Annotated in this window: 13 protein-coding genes and 2 tRNA genes; 12 read left to right on the top strand and 3 right to left on the bottom strand. The window is 70.5% G+C overall.

Annotation, left to right across the window (positions count from 1 at the left end; all coding sequences use genetic code 11):
- Positions 1-552 precede the first annotated feature (552 nt).
- The 5 genes from dnaA (at position 553) to CLT72_RS22415 (ending at position 7,045) form a co-directional block, all read left to right on the top strand.
- Positions 553-2,394 (top strand): chromosomal replication initiator protein DnaA, encoded by a 1,842-nt coding sequence (dnaA, locus tag CLT72_RS22395; protein WP_101413455.1) that lies wholly within the window; start codon positions 553-555, stop codon positions 2,392-2,394.
- An 843-nt stretch (positions 2,395-3,237) separates the two neighbouring features.
- Positions 3,238-4,371 (top strand): DNA polymerase III subunit beta, encoded by a 1,134-nt coding sequence (gene dnaN / locus CLT72_RS22400; RefSeq protein ID WP_101413456.1) that lies wholly within the window; start codon positions 3,238-3,240, stop codon positions 4,369-4,371.
- 40 nt (positions 4,372-4,411) lie between these two features.
- Positions 4,412-5,284 carry a phosphogluconate dehydrogenase (NAD(+)-dependent, decarboxylating) gene (gnd, locus tag CLT72_RS22405; protein ID WP_101413457.1) on the top strand — a complete coding sequence of 291 codons (873 nt, stop codon included), beginning with the start codon at positions 4,412-4,414 and terminating at the stop codon, positions 5,282-5,284.
- A 17-nt stretch (positions 5,285-5,301) separates the two neighbouring features.
- A complete protein-coding gene (gene recF, locus CLT72_RS22410) occupies positions 5,302-6,435 on the top strand; it encodes a DNA replication/repair protein RecF (protein ID WP_101413458.1) in 1,134 nt (377 codons plus the stop codon).
- Positions 6,425-7,045 carry a DciA family protein gene (locus tag CLT72_RS22415; protein WP_101413459.1) on the top strand — a complete coding sequence of 207 codons (621 nt, stop codon included), beginning with the start codon at positions 6,425-6,427 and terminating at the stop codon, positions 7,043-7,045. The genes recF and CLT72_RS22415 overlap by 11 nt, the downstream gene beginning before the upstream one ends.
- 3 nt (positions 7,046-7,048) lie before the next feature.
- On the opposite strand, the gene CLT72_RS22420 is transcribed toward CLT72_RS22415, so the two are convergent.
- The gene (locus tag CLT72_RS22420) at positions 7,049-7,276 is read right to left on the bottom strand and encodes a hypothetical protein (protein ID WP_089002785.1); all 228 of its coding nucleotides are present in this window, start codon (positions 7,274-7,276) and stop codon (positions 7,049-7,051) included.
- A gap of 93 nt (positions 7,277-7,369) precedes the next feature.
- Between CLT72_RS22420 and CLT72_RS22425 the strand changes: the two genes are divergently transcribed.
- The gene (locus tag CLT72_RS22425) at positions 7,370-7,852 is read left to right on the top strand and encodes a MarR family winged helix-turn-helix transcriptional regulator (protein ID WP_101413460.1); all 483 of its coding nucleotides are present in this window, start codon (positions 7,370-7,372) and stop codon (positions 7,850-7,852) included.
- Here CLT72_RS22425 and CLT72_RS22430 read toward each other — a convergent pair.
- Entirely contained in the window at positions 7,837-8,391 is a 555-nt protein-coding gene (locus CLT72_RS22430) for a hypothetical protein (RefSeq protein WP_101413461.1), read from the bottom strand. The two genes, CLT72_RS22425 and CLT72_RS22430, sit on opposite strands and share 16 nt — an antisense overlap.
- Before the next feature lie 508 nt (positions 8,392-8,899).
- On the opposite strand from CLT72_RS22430, the gene gyrB reads away from it, so the two are divergent.
- From gyrB to CLT72_RS22455, 6 genes are all read left to right on the top strand, one after another.
- Positions 8,900-10,846: a DNA topoisomerase (ATP-hydrolyzing) subunit B gene (gyrB, locus tag CLT72_RS22435; RefSeq protein ID WP_101413462.1), complete on the top strand. Its 1,947-nt coding sequence runs from the start codon at positions 8,900-8,902 to the stop codon at positions 10,844-10,846.
- A gap of 131 nt (positions 10,847-10,977) precedes the next feature.
- On the top strand, positions 10,978-13,497 hold the full coding sequence (gyrA, locus tag CLT72_RS22440; RefSeq protein WP_101413463.1) for a DNA gyrase subunit A: 2,520 nt from the start codon (positions 10,978-10,980) through the stop codon (positions 13,495-13,497).
- A gap of 4 nt (positions 13,498-13,501) precedes the next feature.
- Positions 13,502-14,413: a DUF3566 domain-containing protein gene (locus tag CLT72_RS22445; protein ID WP_101413464.1), complete on the top strand. Its 912-nt coding sequence runs from the start codon at positions 13,502-13,504 to the stop codon at positions 14,411-14,413.
- A 209-nt stretch (positions 14,414-14,622) separates the two neighbouring features.
- A tRNA-Ile gene (locus tag CLT72_RS22450) sits at positions 14,623-14,696 on the top strand.
- Positions 14,697-14,738: 42 nt separating this feature from the next.
- Positions 14,739-14,867 (top strand): DLW-39 family protein, encoded by a 129-nt coding sequence (locus tag CLT72_RS32995; RefSeq protein ID WP_210834795.1) that lies wholly within the window; start codon positions 14,739-14,741, stop codon positions 14,865-14,867.
- Between the two features lie 43 nt (positions 14,868-14,910).
- A tRNA-Ala gene (locus CLT72_RS22455) sits at positions 14,911-14,986 on the top strand.
- A 127-nt stretch (positions 14,987-15,113) separates the two neighbouring features.
- Here CLT72_RS22455 and CLT72_RS22460 read toward each other — a convergent pair.
- Entirely contained in the window at positions 15,114-16,136 is a 1,023-nt protein-coding gene (locus CLT72_RS22460) for a hypothetical protein (RefSeq protein ID WP_101413465.1), read from the bottom strand.
- Between the last annotated feature and the right edge of the window lie 156 nt (positions 16,137-16,292).

Consider the following 16,292-nt stretch of genomic DNA (forward strand, 5'->3'; position numbering starts at 1 on the left):
CGATCGGTGCTGCCCGGCGGCGCGGGACCTCGGCGATGCGGGGAAGCGACCGCGGACAGCAAGCACCTATCACCCTAGCAGAGGGCGAGAGAGCAGCCGTTCCAGCCTACGCAGGGCGGCAACCACCGTCAAACACCTCCAGCAGGGCGGACACCGGGCCCCGCGGCGACCGATGCGGCGGTTTTCGCTGATGTTGCCAAGGGTCGCCGCGCGTCGGCGGTTGATGGCGCGCCGACAACGCTGTTACCGTGCCCGATTGCGGTCAGCGTCGAAAGGTCCGGTCGTCGCCGGCGGGCAAGACCGGACAAGGTAGTGGATCGTTCGGCACGGTGAACCCGCTTCAGCGCCCGTCCAGGCAGGGGGCAGGTCCGACCCGCGTCCGGCGGGCGGCCACAATCGGTGCGTACACAGGCTGTGGATAACTTGTGGACGAGGGCCGGTCGGTCGCCCGGTGGGTGTCGTTCCACCCGCGCGTACGCGGCGGGTCCGGGGACGGCCGACCGGAGATGACGGCGGCGTCGGCGCAGCAGAGGCGAGGGGGGTGGCACGACGGTGACCGGTACGACCGACCTTGCCGCGGTGTGGACGGCGACGACCGACGAACTCGCCGACGAGATCATCTCCGCGCAGCAGCGGGCGTACCTGCGGCTGACCCGGCTGCGGGCCATCGTCGAGGACACCGCGCTGCTCTCCGTCCCGGACGCCTTCACCCGGGACGTGATCGAGTCGCGGCTGCGCCCGGCGATCACGGAGGCGCTCACCCGCCGGCTGGGTCGGCCGATCCAGGTCGCGGTGACCGTCCGCGTACCCGAGGACGGCTCCGGCCGCCCGGCGGGGACCGTCTACCGCAGCGTCCCCGACTCCGGGCCGGCCGACCACGACGGCGGGCCGCTCGACCACGACGACGCGCCGGCCGGCTTCGACGGGAGGCCCGGTCAGCGCGACGGCGGGGCCTTCGACGGCGGCCAACCGCCGCTGATCCCCGAGCAGGCGCACCCCCAGCGTCGCCCCGACGGCCCGGCGCCGGGCGACCAGGGGCACCGGCCCGGCGACGGGGGCGGGCAGGAGGCCCTGTTCAGCACCGCCTTCGCCGAGCCGCCACGGCCGGACCGGTCGGCGCCGCCGCGGCACCCGGGCGAGCGACGCGGCTACGACGAGCAGGCCGCCCGGCTGGACCCGCCGGCCGCCGACGCCCGGGGCTACGAGCCCCGCTACCGCGAAGACGCCGTCTCTCCCCGCGACCAGCACGTCATCCGGGCGCTGCCCCGCGACACGGGCACCGACAGCGGGCCCGGACGCGGTGGCGCGGATCACCATCGGCCCGGTGGCCGGGACGACCGCCGGCTGCCCGGCGCCGACAGCGGCGGCAACCGGCTCAACCCCAAGTACATGTTCGAGACGTTCGTCATCGGCTCGTCCAACCGCTTCGCCCACGCCGCGAGCGTCGCGGTCGCCGAGTCGCCCGCGAAGGCGTACAACCCGCTGTTCATCTACGGCAGCTCGGGGCTGGGCAAGACGCACCTGCTGCACGCCATCGGGCACTACGCCACGACGCTGGGCAACGCCCGCTCGGTCCGGTACGTCTCGACCGAGGAGTTCACCAACGACTTCATCAACTCGCTCCGGGACGACAAGACCAGCGCGTTCCAGCGGCGCTACCGCGACGTCGACATCCTGTTGATCGACGACATTCAGTTCCTGGAGAACCGCGAGCGTACGCAGGAGGAGTTCTTCCACACCTTCAACACCCTGCACAACGCCAACAAGCAGATCGTGATCACCTCGGACCGGTCGCCGAAGCAGCTCGCGACCCTGGAGGACCGGCTGCGTACCCGCTTCGAGTGGGGGTTGCTCGCCGACATCCAGCCGCCCGACCTGGAGACCCGGATCGCGATCCTGCAGAAGAAGGCCGCGCAGGAGCGCCTGTACGCGCCGCCGGACGTGCTGGAGTTCATCGCCTCGCGGGTGTCGAACTCGATCCGGGAGCTGGAGGGCGCGCTGATCCGGGTCACGGCGTTCGCCAGCCTGACCCGCTCGACGGTCGAGCTGTCGCTGGCCGAGGAGGTGCTGCGGGACTTCATCCCCGACGGCGCCGGGCCCGAGATCACCGCCGACCAGATCATGGTCTCCACGGCGGACTACTTCGGCGTGAGCCTGGAGGACCTGCGCGGCCACTCCCGCTCCCGGGTGCTGGTGAACGCCCGCCAGGTGGCCATGTACCTGTGCCGGGAGCTGACCGACCTGTCGCTGCCCCGCATCGGGCAGGCATTCGGCGGCCGGGACCACACCACGGTCATGCACGCCGATCGCAAGATCCGTCAGCAGATGGCCGAGCGGCGCTCGCTCTACAACCAGATCGCGGAGCTGACCAACCGGATCAAGCAGAACACCTGAGCGACGCCCGACAGGTCGCCGCGCGGCGTCAGGCACGCCGCGCGCACGCTGTCGGATCGCGTACGCCCGCCGCCCGCGCGGCGGAGAGGGGCCACGGAGGCGCCCGGCCGGACCATCGGCCGGGCGTTTCCTCGTTCTCCACAGCCCGTCCGGCTTGACCCTCGACATGGTGTAGGCCACAGCATCGAGCCCGTGTCCGTACACAGCCCGGATCGTTGTCCACAACTCGTCATCCACAGCCTGTGGGAAACTACGGTCCGTCCACGCCCCAGTTACCCACAGGCTGTGGACAAGCCCTGGGGACGAGCTGTGGACGACTGGGGACAACCGGCTCGTTGTCCACCGACGACGGTGGGCCTGTGGGAAACCTGTTGAAGGTTCTGGGGATGACGCCGCCGGCACGGCTTCCGCCTGTCCACAGGTCTGGGGAGAAAGTCGGTGGATAACCGGTGGATAACCGGTGGACGACGGTGGACAACCTGGGGGCGCCGACCGCCTGTGGACCGGGACACGAGTTGTACCCCGGGTTCTCCACAGGTAAACCACCGGTGGATAACGTGTCTGAGCTGCGCAAACGCGGGTTCTCCACAGTTTGCACAGGTGCGATGAAGATGACGAGTTATCTCTTCTAAGAGAACAAAAACCAATCATCACCGTTGGACTTCCTGTGGATTGGCCGGAACGCCGTCGTGGACGGCCTCCCGGCACCAGAGGTCCACGGGGTCGGGCGCACAGCCGATGCCCACGCGCCCTAAGGTGCGATGGGTACCCGCACGGACAGGCGGGTCGGTAGGCAGCGGTCGGCATGAGAGAGTTGTCGCTGACGTCGACGCGGAGGCATTGATGAAGTTCCGAGTGGAGCGCGACGCGCTCGCCGAGGCCGTGGCCTGGACCGCGAAGAGCCTGCCCAACCGGCCGTCCGTACCGGTGCTCGCAGGCGTGATGCTGCGCGTCACCGACGGCCACCTGCAGGTCTCGGGCTTCGACTACGAGGTCTCCAGCCAGGTCACCGTCGAGGTGCAGGGGGACGCCGACGGCGCCGCCCTGGTCTCCGGCCGGCTGCTCGCCGAGATCACCAAGGCGCTGCCGGCCAAGCCGGTGGACATCGCCGCCGTCGGCGCCCACCTCGAACTGGTCTGCGGCAGCGCCCGGTTTACCCTGCCCACCATGCCGGTCGAGGACTACCCGTCCCTGCCGGAGATGCCCGAGAGCGCCGGAACCGTCGACGCCGCCGCGTTCGCCTCGGCGGTCGCCCAGGTCGCCGTGGCCGCCGGCCGCGACGAGACGCTGCCGATGATGACCGGCGTACGCATCGAGCTCTCCGGCGGCACGCTGGCCATGCTCGCCACCGACCGCTACCGGCTGGCCCTGCGCGAGATGGAGTGGAACCCGGACGACCCCGAGGTGAGCATCAACGCCCTCGTGCCGGCCCGGACCCTGAACGACACCGCCAAGGCCCTCGGCCCGATCGGCGGCCAGGTCACCATGGCGCTGTCCCAGGGCAAGAGCGGCGAGGGGATGATCGGCTTCGCCGGCGGCACCCGGCGCACCACCAGCCGGCTGCTCGACGGGGCGAACTACCCGCCAGTGCGTTCGCTCTTCCCGGCTAGCCACAACGCCGAGGCCCGAGTGCCCGTCAGCACCCTGATCGAGGTCGTCAAGCGGGTCGCCCTGGTGGCCGAGCGGACGACCCCGGTGCTGCTCAGCTTCAGCGCCGACGGCCTGGTGGTCGAGGCCGGTGGCACCGAGGAGGCGCGGGCCAGCGAGGCCATGGAGGCCACCTTCACGGGCGACCCGCTGACGATCGGCTTCAACCCCCAGTACCTGATCGACGGCCTGACCAACCTGGGGGCCCAGTTCGCCGTGCTCTCGTTCGTCGACGCCTTCAAGCCCGCGGTGATTTCGCCCGCCGGCGAGGATGGCGAGGTCATCCCCGGGTACCGGTACCTCATCATGCCGATCCGCGTCTCCCGCTGATCGCACCCGAGAAGACCCCGACGCACGGAGGTAGGAACACATGCAGCTCGGCCTGGTAGGGCTCGGCCGGATGGGCGGCAACATGCGCGAGCGGTTGCGCGCCGCCGGGCACGAGGTGGTCGGCTTCGACCACAACGCGGAGCTGAGCGATGTCGCGACCCTGGCGGAGCTGGCGGAGAAGCTGGAGTCCCCCCGCGCGGTCTGGGTCATGGTCCCCGCCGGGGTGACCGACGCGACCATCGACGAACTCGCCGGCATCCTCGGCGAGGGCGACATCATCATCGACGGCGGCAACTCCCGCTTCAGCGACGACGCGCCGCGGGCGGAGCGGCTCAACGAGCGCGGCATCGGCTACATCGACGTCGGCGTCTCCGGCGGCGTCTGGGGCCGGCAGAACGGCTACGCGCTGATGGTCGGCGGCGCCCAGCAACACGTCGACCGGCTGATGCCGATCTTCGAGTCGCTGAAGCCGGAGGGCGAGTTCGGCTTCGTGCACGCCGGGCCGGTCGGCGCCGGGCACTACGCCAAGATGGTGCACAACGGCATCGAGTACGGCCTCATGCACGCCTACGCCGAGGGCTACGAGCTGCTGGCCAAGTCCGAGCTGGTCACCAACGTGCCGGGGGTGTTCAAGTCCTGGCGCGAGGGCACCGTGGTGCGCTCCTGGCTGCTCGACCTGCTGGACCGGGCCCTCGACGAGGACCCGGAGCTGGCCGAGCTGAGCGGCTACACGGAGGACACGGGCGAGGGCCGCTGGACGGTCGACGAGGCGGTCCGGCTCGCCGTGCCGCTCAACGTGATCACCGCCTCGCTCTTCGCCCGCTTCGCCTCCCGCCAGGACGACTCGCCGGCCATGAAGGCCGTCGCCGCGCTGCGTCAGCAGTTCGGCGGTCACGCCGTCCACAAGCGCTGACCGGAATCCACGCACCTGTGTACGTCCGCCGGCTCGAACTGGTCGACTTCCGCTCGTACGAGCGGGTCGGCGTCGACCTGGAGCCGGGGGCCAACGTCCTGATCGGCGCCAACGGCGTCGGCAAGACGAACCTGGTCGAGGCGCTGGGCTACGTGGCGACCCTGGATTCGCACCGGGTCGCCACGGACGCCCCCCTCGTCCGGATGGGCGCCGCCTCGGCGGTGATCCGCTGCGCGGTCGTGCACGAGGGCCGCGAGCTGCTGGTGGAGCTGGAGATCGTCCCGGGCAAGGCCAACCGGGCCCGGCTGGGACGGTCACCGGCGCGTCGGGCGCGCGACGTGCTCGGCGCGCTGCGGCTCGTGCTGTTCGCCCCGGAGGACCTTGAACTCGTCCGGGGCGATCCCGCCGAGCGCCGCCGCTACCTCGACGACCTGCTGGTCAGCCGCCAGCCCCGCTACGCCGGGGTGCGGGCCGACTACGAGCGGGTGGTCAAGCAGCGCAACGCACTGCTGCGCACCGCGTACCTGGCCCGCAAGACGGGCGGGTCGCGCGGCGGGGACCTGTCGACCCTGGCGGTGTGGGACACGCACCTGGCCCGGCACGGCGCCGAACTGCTCGCCGGCCGGCTCGAACTGGTCGCCGCGCTGGGCCCGCACGTGACGAAGGCGTACGACGCGGTGGCGGCGGGACGGGGTGCCGCCGGGATCGCGTACCGGCCGTCGGTGGAGCTGGCGGAGCCCACCACCGACCGGGAGGCGCTGGCGGCGGCGCTGACCACGGCGCTCGTCGAGTCCCGCGCCGCCGAGGTGGAGCGGGGCACCACCCTGGTCGGCCCGCACCGCGACGAGCTGGCGCTGACCCTGGGGCCGCTGCCCGCCAAGGGCTACGCGAGCCACGGCGAGTCCTGGTCGTACGCCCTGGCTCTGCGGCTCGCCGGCTACGACCTGCTGCGTTCCGACGGCATCGAGCCGGTGCTGGTGCTCGACGACGTCTTCGCCGAGCTGGACGCGGGACGGCGGGAGCGGCTGGCGGAGCTGGTCGGTGAGGCGAGCCAGCTGCTGGTGACCTGCGCCGTCGACGAGGACGTGCCAATGTCCCTGCGCGGCACCCGGTACGCGGTGGGCGAGGGGACGGTGCGACGTGTCGGATGAGCAGCAGCTTCCGCCGGCCCGCCTCGGCCCCGGCCGCAGCGGCGCACCGGCCGGCGGGGAGCCCGGCGGCGCACCGGGCGGCGAGGCGGCGGCCGGTGCGAGCGGTCCGGAGCTGGCGCGGGCGGTGCTGGATGCGGCGAAGGCGCGCCGGGACGCGGCGGCCCGCACGCGCCGGCGTACCCCCGGCGGGGGTGGTGGCGACGGCGAGGGCGGCCAGCGGCGCCTGCGGGGCTACTCCGGCCCGGGGCCGGACCCGCGCGACCCGCAGCCGCTCGGTGCGGTGCTCAACCGGCTCGTCAAGGCACGCGGCTGGCAGCAGCCGGCGGCCGAGGCGACGGTGTTCGGCGCCTGGGAGCGGGTGGTCGGCCCGGAGGTGGCCCAGCACAGCCGGCCGGTGAAACTGGAGGACGGCGAACTGACCGTGGAGGCCCGCTCGACCGCGTGGGCCACCCAGTTGCGGCTGCTGGCCGGCTCGCTGCTGAGGCAGATCGCCAGCGAGGTCGGCCACAACGTGGTGCGCAAGCTGCACATCCACGGCCCCGCCGCGCCGTCCTGGTCGAAGGGCCCGCGCCGGGTCCGTGGCCGCGGCCCCCGCGACACCTACGGCTGACGCTCAGCGTCCCTCGCGCCGGGCCTCCCGCTCGGCGCGCTTGCGTTCCCGCTGTTCGCGGCTCCACTGCTTGCGCCGCTCCAGGTCCTGCTTCCAGGCCTCCCGGGCGTGGTTGGAACCGCCCTGCACCGCGCCCTGCACCTCGGGCGGGCCCGCGAGGCGCCGGAACGCCCAGGCCATCAGGCGGCCGCCCTCGCCGGGGGCCTTCGGGGTGGGCTTCTCCTCGGTCATCGCCTGGCCTCCGATGCGCGCTGAACAGTTGGTCTACAAAACATTGGTACACCAATCATTGGTACGCTCGCAACGACGACGAGGAGGTGGGCCGTGACCGACCAGCCCGACGAGGATCCCCTGGCGCTGGAACAGCAGGTGTGCTTCGCGCTCTCCGTCGCCGCGCGCGGCGTCGTCGCGGTCTACCGGCCCCTGCTGGAACCGATGGGGCTGACCCATCCGCAGTACCTGGTGATGCTCGCGCTCTGGCAGCACGCGCCGCTGTCCGTACGCGACCTCAGCCGGCTGCTCCAACTCGATCCCGGCACGCTGTCACCCCTGCTCAAGCGGCTGGAGGCGGCCGGCTACGTCCGACGCGAGCGCGACCCCGCCGACGAGCGGAGCCTCGCGGTGACGCTGACCGCAGCCGGCCAGGCCCTGCGGGAGCGGGCCGAGCGGATCCCGCCCGCGATCGTCGAGCGGCTCGGCATGCCGGTCGAGGAGCTGCGCCACCTGCACACCGTGCTGACCCGGGTCATCGACGCCGCCAACCGCGCGGGCGGGTCCGCCGCCGCGGGAACTCAGGCGTCGGCGTAGACGGCGAAGCCGCGGTCGGCGCAGCGCCGGTAGAAGGCGGCCAGCACAGCCAGCTCGGCGCAGGTGAAGTTCCACTGCGGCGGTTCGCCGCTCTCGTCGCGCAGCGCGTCCAGGCGACTGTCGAGCCAACGCAACTGCTGCTCGGCCAACCGTCCGTCGGCGAGCAGCGACCGCAGCACCGTGCTCACCGACTCGAAGGTGACGGCCTCGCCGTGCGGACGGTGGCCCGCCACGAACCGCTCGATGCCGCCGGCGACCCAGGCGCAGCCGTCGGGATCGATCACCGGGTCCTCGTCCTCGGCCGCCGCGTCCGTGGCGTAGAGCACACCCTCCAGGCCGAGCAGCAGGTCGACCAGCTCGGTGTACGCGGTCGCCCGTACCGTGCCGGTCTTGGCGATCAGCTCGGCGAGCGCCGCTGTGGGCGCGGAGATGCGGGGCATGTCGACGATGTCGCCGAAGTCGACGAACTCGGCCGGCGCGACCGGGTCGTAGAAGCGGCCGGTCCGCGGCCACTGCACCGCGACGTTGTCCAGCCCCATCTGGCGTCACCTCTTCGAGAGCACGGGTAGTTCCTATCGGCTCGATCGTCCGGTTCCGGCCGGAAAAGATCAAGGCCGGGCCTGCGGCGTGGCGACGCTCGCGTCTCCGGCCGTCCGGCCGGCACCGATCGTCAGGCGGCGGCGCCCCCGAACGCCCCCTGGCGTGTAGGGGGAGTCGTGGGCGGCGCGGTTCGGGCGGCTACGTCGGTCTCAGCCGCCTCGCAGGGGGTGCCGAGTGGTGGTTCTGTCGTCCGCGCACAGTAAGATTGACCCCGAGACGAAGACCCGGTGCGGAGCGACGAGACACGGGCCCGGAGCGGGGCCCGCGATCATTGTCCACGTCGGGTCGAGCCGATCGCGATCCGCGGGCAACCGCGGCGACCGGCGCGTTCGACCCGCACCCCGGAATTGTCCCCGGTGTCGGTCCGCGCGCCGACGTCGCGTCCTGTCCGCCGAACCCGCGCCCGACGCGCCACCAGGTGCGGACGGCGCGAGAAAGTGGCCGAAGGTGGCAGCGCAGGACAAGCAGGAGTACGGCGCCGGGTCGATCACCGTTCTCGAGGGGCTGGAGGCGGTCCGGAAGCGCCCCGGTATGTACATCGGGTCCACCGGTGAGCGCGGTCTGCACCACCTGGTGTGGGAGGTCGTCGACAACGCGGTGGACGAGGCGCTGGCCGGTCACTGCGACACCATCGACGTGGTGCTGCTCGCCGACGGCGGCGTCCGGGTCACCGACAACGGCCGGGGCTTCCCGGTCGACCTGCACCCGAAGCTCAAGAAGCCGGGTGTCGAGGTGGCGCTGACCGTGCTGCACGCGGGCGGAAAGTTCGACGGCAAGGCGTACGCGGTCTCCGGCGGTCTGCACGGCGTCGGCGTCTCCGTGGTGAACGCCCTCTCCACGAAGATGGCGGTGGAGATCCACAAGTCCGGCTTCGTCTGGCGGCAGCAGTACCACAACTCCAAGCCGACCCCGCTTGAGAAGGGCGAGTCCACCGACAGGACCGGCTCCGCGGTCGCCTTCTGGCCCGACCCGGACGTGTTCGAGACGGTCGACTTCGACTTCCAGACGATCTACCGGCGGATCCAGGAGATGGCCTTCCTCAACCGGGGCCTCACCATCCACCTGCTCGACGAGCGGGTCCCGGAGGAGGAGGACGGCCGCCAGCGCGAGGTCACCTTCTGCTACAAGGGCGGCATCGCCGACTTCGTCCGGCACCTCAACGCCTCGAAGAACCCGATCCACAAGACCGTGGTCGAGTTCGGCGCCGAGGAGGAGGGCATGTCGGTCGAGATCGCCATGCAGTGGAACGAGTCCTACGGCGAGTCGGTCTACACCTTCGCCAACACGATCAACACCCACGAGGGCGGCACGCACGAGGAGGGCTTCCGGGCCGCGCTGACCAGCGTCGTCAACCGCTACGGCACCGACAAGAAGCTGCTCAAGGGCGACGAGAAGCTCTCCGGCGAGGACATCCGCGAGGGCCTGGCCGCGATCATCTCGGTCAAGCTGGCCAACCCGCAGTTCGAGGGCCAGACCAAGACCAAGCTGGGCAACACCCCGGTGAAGAGCTTCGTGCAGCGGGTCTGCAACGAGTGGCTGGTCGACTGGTTCGACCGCAACCCGGCCGAGGCGAAGATCATCATCCAGAAGGCGTCCCAGGCCGCCCGGGCCCGCATCGCCGCGCAGCAGGCGCGCAAGCTGGCCCGGCGCAAGTCCCTGCTGGAGTCCGGCTCGATGCCGGGCAAGCTGGCCGACTGCCAGTCCACCGACCCGCGCGAGTCCGAGGTCTTCATCGTCGAGGGCGACTCGGCCGGCGGCTCGGCCAAGCAGGGGCGCGACCCGCGTACCCAGGCGATCCTGCCGATCCGGGGCAAGATCCTCAACGTGGAGAAGGCCCGGATCGACCGGGTGCTGAAGAACAACGAGGTCCAGGCGCTGATCACCGCGCTGGGCACCGGCATCCACGACGACTTCGACATGGAGAAGCTGCGCTACCACAAGGTGGTGCTGATGGCCGACGCCGACGTCGACGGCCAGCACATCCAGACGCTGCTGCTCACGCTGCTCTTCCGCTTCATGCGTCCGCTGGTCGAGATGGGGCACGTCTACCTGGCCGCCCCGCCGCTCTACAAGATCAAGTGGAACAAGCGCGGCGACGACGCGCAGTACGCGTACTCGGACCGCGAGCGCGACGGCCTGATCGCGCTGCGCCAGCAGAAGAAGCCCAACGCCAAGCCGGACGACATCCAGCGCTTCAAGGGCCTCGGCGAGATGAACTACCCCGAACTGTGGGAGACCACGATGAACCCGGCAACGCGTACGCTGCGTCAGGTCACGCTCGACGACGCGGCCACCGCCGACGAGTTGTTCAGCGTGCTGATGGGTGAGGACGTCGAGGCGCGCCGCTCGTTCATCCAGCGCAACGCCAAGGACGTCCGGTTCCTGGACATCTGACGGGGCTCGGCGGGCCGGCCGGTCATCCACCGGCCGGCCCACCGATCCACAGAGTTATCCACAGCACGGCCGGTATCCACAGCCGTTATCCACAGCACGAAAACGACTCTGAGTCTGATAAGGGTTAACAAGTGACCGATATCCCCGAGTCCACACCCAACGAGCCCGAGGTCCCCGAGACCGTCGCCGCCGTCGTCGCGCACGACCGCATCGAACCGGTCGGGCTCGAGGTGGAGATGCAGCGCTCCTACCTCGACTACGCGATGAGCGTCATCGTCGGGCGGGCGCTGCCGGACGTCCGGGACGGGCTCAAGCCGGTCCACCGCAAGATCCTCTACGCCATGTTCGACTCCGGCTACCGGCCGGACCGGGGCTACGTGAAGTGCTCCCGCGTGGTCGGCGACGTGATGGGTCAGTTCCACCCGCACGGCGACTCGGCGATCTACGACGCGCTGGTCCGGATGGCGCAGCCCTGGTCGCTGCGCTACCCGCTGGTCGACGGCAACGGCAACTTCGGCTCGCCGGGCAACGATCCGGCTGCCGCGATGAGATATACCGAGTGCAAGCTCGACCCGCTGGCCATGGAGATGCTGCGGGACATCGACGAGGACACCGTCGACCTCCAGGACAACTACGACGGCCGGGCCAAGGAGCCCACCATCCTGCCGTCGCGGATCCCGAACCTGCTCGTCAACGGCTCCGAGGGCATCGCGGTCGGCATGGCCACCAAGATCCCGCCGCACAACCTGCGCGAGATCGGCGCGGCCGTGCAGTGGTGCCTGGAGCACCCGGAGGAGGACGAGGCCACCACCCTCGACGCGCTGCTGGAGATCGTCAAGGGGCCGGACTTCCCGACCCACGGCCTGATCGTGGGCACCCAGGCGATCCAGGACGCGTACCGCACCGGGCGCGGGTCGATCCGGATGCGGGCCGTGGTGGAGGTCGAGGAGGACAAGCGGGGCCGCCCCTGCCTGGTCGTCAGCGAACTGCCCTACCAGGTGAACCCGGACAACCTGGCCGAGCGGATCGCCGAGCTGATCAAGGAGGGCAAGCTCGCCGGCATCGCCGACATCCGCGACGAGTCCTCCGGGCGTACGGGCATGCGGATCGTTCTCGTGCTCAAGCGCGACGCGGTCGCCAAGGTGGTGCTGAACAACCTCTACAAGCACACCCAGCTCCAGGAGACCTTCGGCGCCAACATGCTGGCGCTTGTCGACGGGGTGCCGCGCACGCTGAACCTGGCCCAGTTCATCCGCTACTACGTCGAGCACCAGATCGACGTCATCCGCCGGCGGACGGCGTTCCGGCTGCGCAAGGCGGAGGAGCGGGCCCACATCCTGCGCGGCCTGTCCAAGGCGCTGGACGCCCTCGACGAGGTGATCGCCCTGATCCGGCGCTCGCCCACGGTCGAGGACGCCCGGCAGGGCCTGATCCGGCTGCTGGAGATCGACGAGATCCAGGCGACCGCGATCCTCGACATGCAGCTGCGCCGGCTCGCCGCGCTGGAGCGGCAGCGGATCCTGGACGACCTGGCCAAGCTGGAGCTGGAGATCGCCGACCTCAAGGACATCCTCGCCAAGCCCGAGCGGCAGCGCAGGATCGTCTCGGAGGAGCTGGGCGAGATCGTCGCCAAGTGGGGCGACGAGCGGCGCACCAAGATCGTGCCGTTCGAGGGCGAGGTCTCCATGGAGGACCTCATCGCCCGCGAGGACGTGGTGGTCACGATCACCCGGACGGGCTACGCGAAGCGGACCAAGGTCGACCTCTACCGGTCCCAGCGCCGCGGTGGCAAGGGTGTCAGCGGGGCGACCCTCCGGCAGGACGACATCGTCAGCCACTTCTTCGTATGCTCGACGCACGACTGGATGCTCTTCTTCACCAACAAGGGGCGCGTCTACCGGGCGAAGGCGTACGAGCTGCCCGAGGCCAGTAGGGTGGCCAAGGGCCAGCACGTGGCCAACCTGCTCGCGTTCCAGCCCGACGAGCAGATCGCGCAGATCATCGAGATTCCGAACTACCAGGTGGCTCCCTACCTGGTACTTGCCACGAAGAACGGCCTGGTGAAGAAGACTCGGCTCGAGGAGTTCGACTCCCCCCGGTCCGGCGGCATCATCGCGATCAACCTGCGCGACGAGGACGAGCTGGTCGGGGCGGCGCTCGTCGCGCCGGAGGAGGATCTGCTCCTGGTCTCGAAGAACGCGCAGGCGATCCGATTCAACGCCAGCGATGAGGCGCTGCGCCCGATGGGGCGTGCCACCTCGGGCGTGATCGGCATGCGCTTCAGCGAGGACGACGTCCTGCTTGCCATGGAGGTCGTCCGCGAAGGGCTGGACGTGCTGGTGGCCACGAACGGGGGATATGCGAAACGCACCCCGATCGAGGAATACCCCGTGCAGGGCCGGGGAGGTAAGGGCGTGCTGACTGCGAAGATCACCGAGCGGCGCGGTGGTCTGGTCGGCGCGGTGGTGATCGACCCGGACGACGAGCTGTTCGCGATCACCAGCAACGGTGGTGTCATCCGGACTCCGGTGAAGCCTGTACGCCGTACGCGTGACCGGAACACAATGGGGGTCAAGCTGATGGACCTCCCGGATGGCGTGACTATCGTGGCGATTGCTCGCAATGCCGACGAGCCTGACGAACAGGACTAGTTGAATGACGGAGACACAGGCGAAGTCGGGGAACACGGGGACCTCGGCCACCCCGGTCGACGAGGAGGCCGCGAAGAGCGGCACACCAGCGACCGGCCGCGCGGCCGTGGGTCGGGCGACCGTCCCCGCCGACGCGCCTGCCCCGAAATTCACCCGGGCTCCCGGAATGACACCGCCTCCGGACAAGCCCTCGGAGGACGGGGACGCCCCGGACCGGACGGAAGCGGCAGGGGTCGACAAGCCGGCCCCCGCTGCCAAGCCGGCCGCCGCCACACCGACGACGACACAGCCGTTGAAGGTCGGTGCCGCCCAGTCGACCGGCACCACCGGCACACAGCCGCGGATCACGGGCGTCACCGGCACGCAGCCCCGCGTCACGGGCACCGCGAAGCCGCAGTCGGACGGTGCCCGCCCGACCGGCGCCGGTCGTCCCGCCAACGGTGGCGGCCTTCCGCCGGGGATCAGTGGCGCCGCAGCCGTCGGAGCGGCGCGCGTGGGTGACGCGGTGCGCGCCGCGCGTACGTCGGTCAGCTCGGCCGCGTCGCGCGGACCGCGCCGGGCCCGGCTGAACCTCAAGCGGATCGACCCCTGGTCCGTCATGAAGTTCGCGTTCGCGGTGTCGGTGGTGCTCTTCATCGTCGTGGTGGTGGCCACCTCGGTGCTCTACCTGGCCCTCGATGCGATGGGCGTGTTCACCAGCGTCAACGACAGCCTGACCGACCTGGTCAGCGCCGGCGGCGGCCAGAGCACCAGCGGCTTCCAGATCACCGCCAAGGGCGTGATCCTCAGCTCGGCGCTGATCGGCCTGGTCAACGTCGTGCTGTTCACGGCGCTCGCCACGCTCGGGGCGTTCGTCTACAACGTCTGCGCGGACCTGGTGGGCGGCATCGAGCTGACCCTCGCCGAGCGCGACTGAACCACCTCGGAAGCCGGGGCACCGCCGAGCGCGGCGCCCCGGCTTCCGTGCATCCTGGGCGCGTCGACCAGCCGCAGGGACGGCGTAATCGGCTGGGCCGGGCGGCGGGCCTCCGGTAGGTTCAGAGGCGACGGCAACACCCGGACGTCGCGGCGGCCCCCGATTTGGGGCCGGACGGACGGATGGGTTAACCTTGCTCGTCGCCACGCGGGGCTATAGCTCAGTCGGTTAGAGCGCAGAGCTGATAACTCTGAGGTCGCTGGTTCGATTCCAGCTAGCCCCACCGCACATCGTCCGACGGCAGTCGAGCGCGAGGGTAGGGCCCATGTTCAAGAAGCTTCTGATCCTGGCCGGTGTCGTCGGTGTGGCAGCCGTGGTGGCCAGGAAGGTCAAGGCTTCCAACGACGAGCGCGCCCTGTGGCACGAGGCGACCACCGCGCCCGACCTGCGCTGATTCCCGCCGGCACTGCCGGCACCGGCGGCGTCGTCCGCCTCCCGGGGCCCTAGCTCAACTGGCAGAGCACTGCCTTTGCAAGGCAGGGGTTAGGGGTTCGAGTCCCCTGGGCTCCACCAGCACTTTCCTCGGTTGATCTCGGTCCCGAGTGCAGCCATCCGTACAGCCAAATGGGCGTACGAAAAGATCCCCACCGGCGTTTCCGCAGGTGGGGATCTTGTTGGCCCGGCGATGGGCCCTCAAAAATCAGGCCAGCGGTCGGGCGCGGGTGGCGGTGACCGTGGCGGTGTCGCTGCTGGACAGACCGGAGATCAGGTACGTCCGGTAGGTGCCGTTCGGCAGCACGGTCCACAGGTCCGGGGTGCCGTCGGCGTTGATGTCGGCGGCCTGCAGGGTGCTGATCGTGACGCCGGTGTTCCAGTTCGCCGCCACCTGGTACTGGGTGTGGTTCAGCGTGCCGGTGCCGTCACCGTTGTCGACCATGGTGACTCCGGTCCACAGGTACAGGTCACCGGTGCCGGCATTGCGCAGGAAGAGCGCAATGCCTGAGGCGGTCTCGGTGCTGGCGAGGCTCCAGTTCTGCCAGTCGGTTCCGCCGGTCGGCGTGGGGTTGGTCAGGCCGGTGACGCCGTAGTAGAGGCCCGGCGCGAAGTAGTTGGGGTGGTAACCGAGCCGGTAGCCGTTGGTGGTGTCACCGGCGATGCCGAGCAGGTCCGGGATGCCGGTGTCGACGCCGTCAGCCTGGAACGCGTTCACCAGTTGCAGCGGGCTGTTGCCGTTGGCATCGATCAGATTGTCGGAGAAGATCGAGAACTGGTTTCCGTAAGGGTTGGCCATCGTGCCGTCCCCAGCGCCGCGGATGACGCCACCGTTACCGGCGGAGGTTCCGGTCGGGTAGTAGTACAGGAAGTCCTGGTGGTCGACGCCGGTGAAGCGCCCAGTGATGACCTGGGCACCATCGAAGTCGGCCGGCGAGTCGTTGCCGGTGACACCGTTGCCGCGCAGGCCGACGTTGCTGGCCGGGGTCTGCACCTGGCCGGTGCCTACGCCGGTCTTGCGGGACTTCACGCCGAGCCCGGACCAGACGCCGGAGCCGAGACCGGTGCCCGGACCGCCGACAGCGACCAGGTCGGGCACCCCGTCGCCGTTGAGGTCCTTGTCGACCGGGCCGGTGGTGACGGTGGGCGTGGGTTTCGGCGCGGCCTGGGCTGGCAGGGCTGGGGCGAGCGCGGTCAGCGCGAGCGCCACGGGCGCGGTCCAGGCGAGCATGCGCCGGGAGCTGAAGGAATTCGTCAAAGGGTTCCCCCGTGCCGTGAGTAGTTGGCGCTTGGACGGTACTGGTCGACGGCAACTGCCACGGCCCGTCGATGGAAATGACGTGCCTGATGCGGAATGCGCCATCGAGAATGCCGACGTGCCCCGCAA

It is taken from the genome of Micromonospora sp. CNZ309 (genome assembly GCF_002846525.1).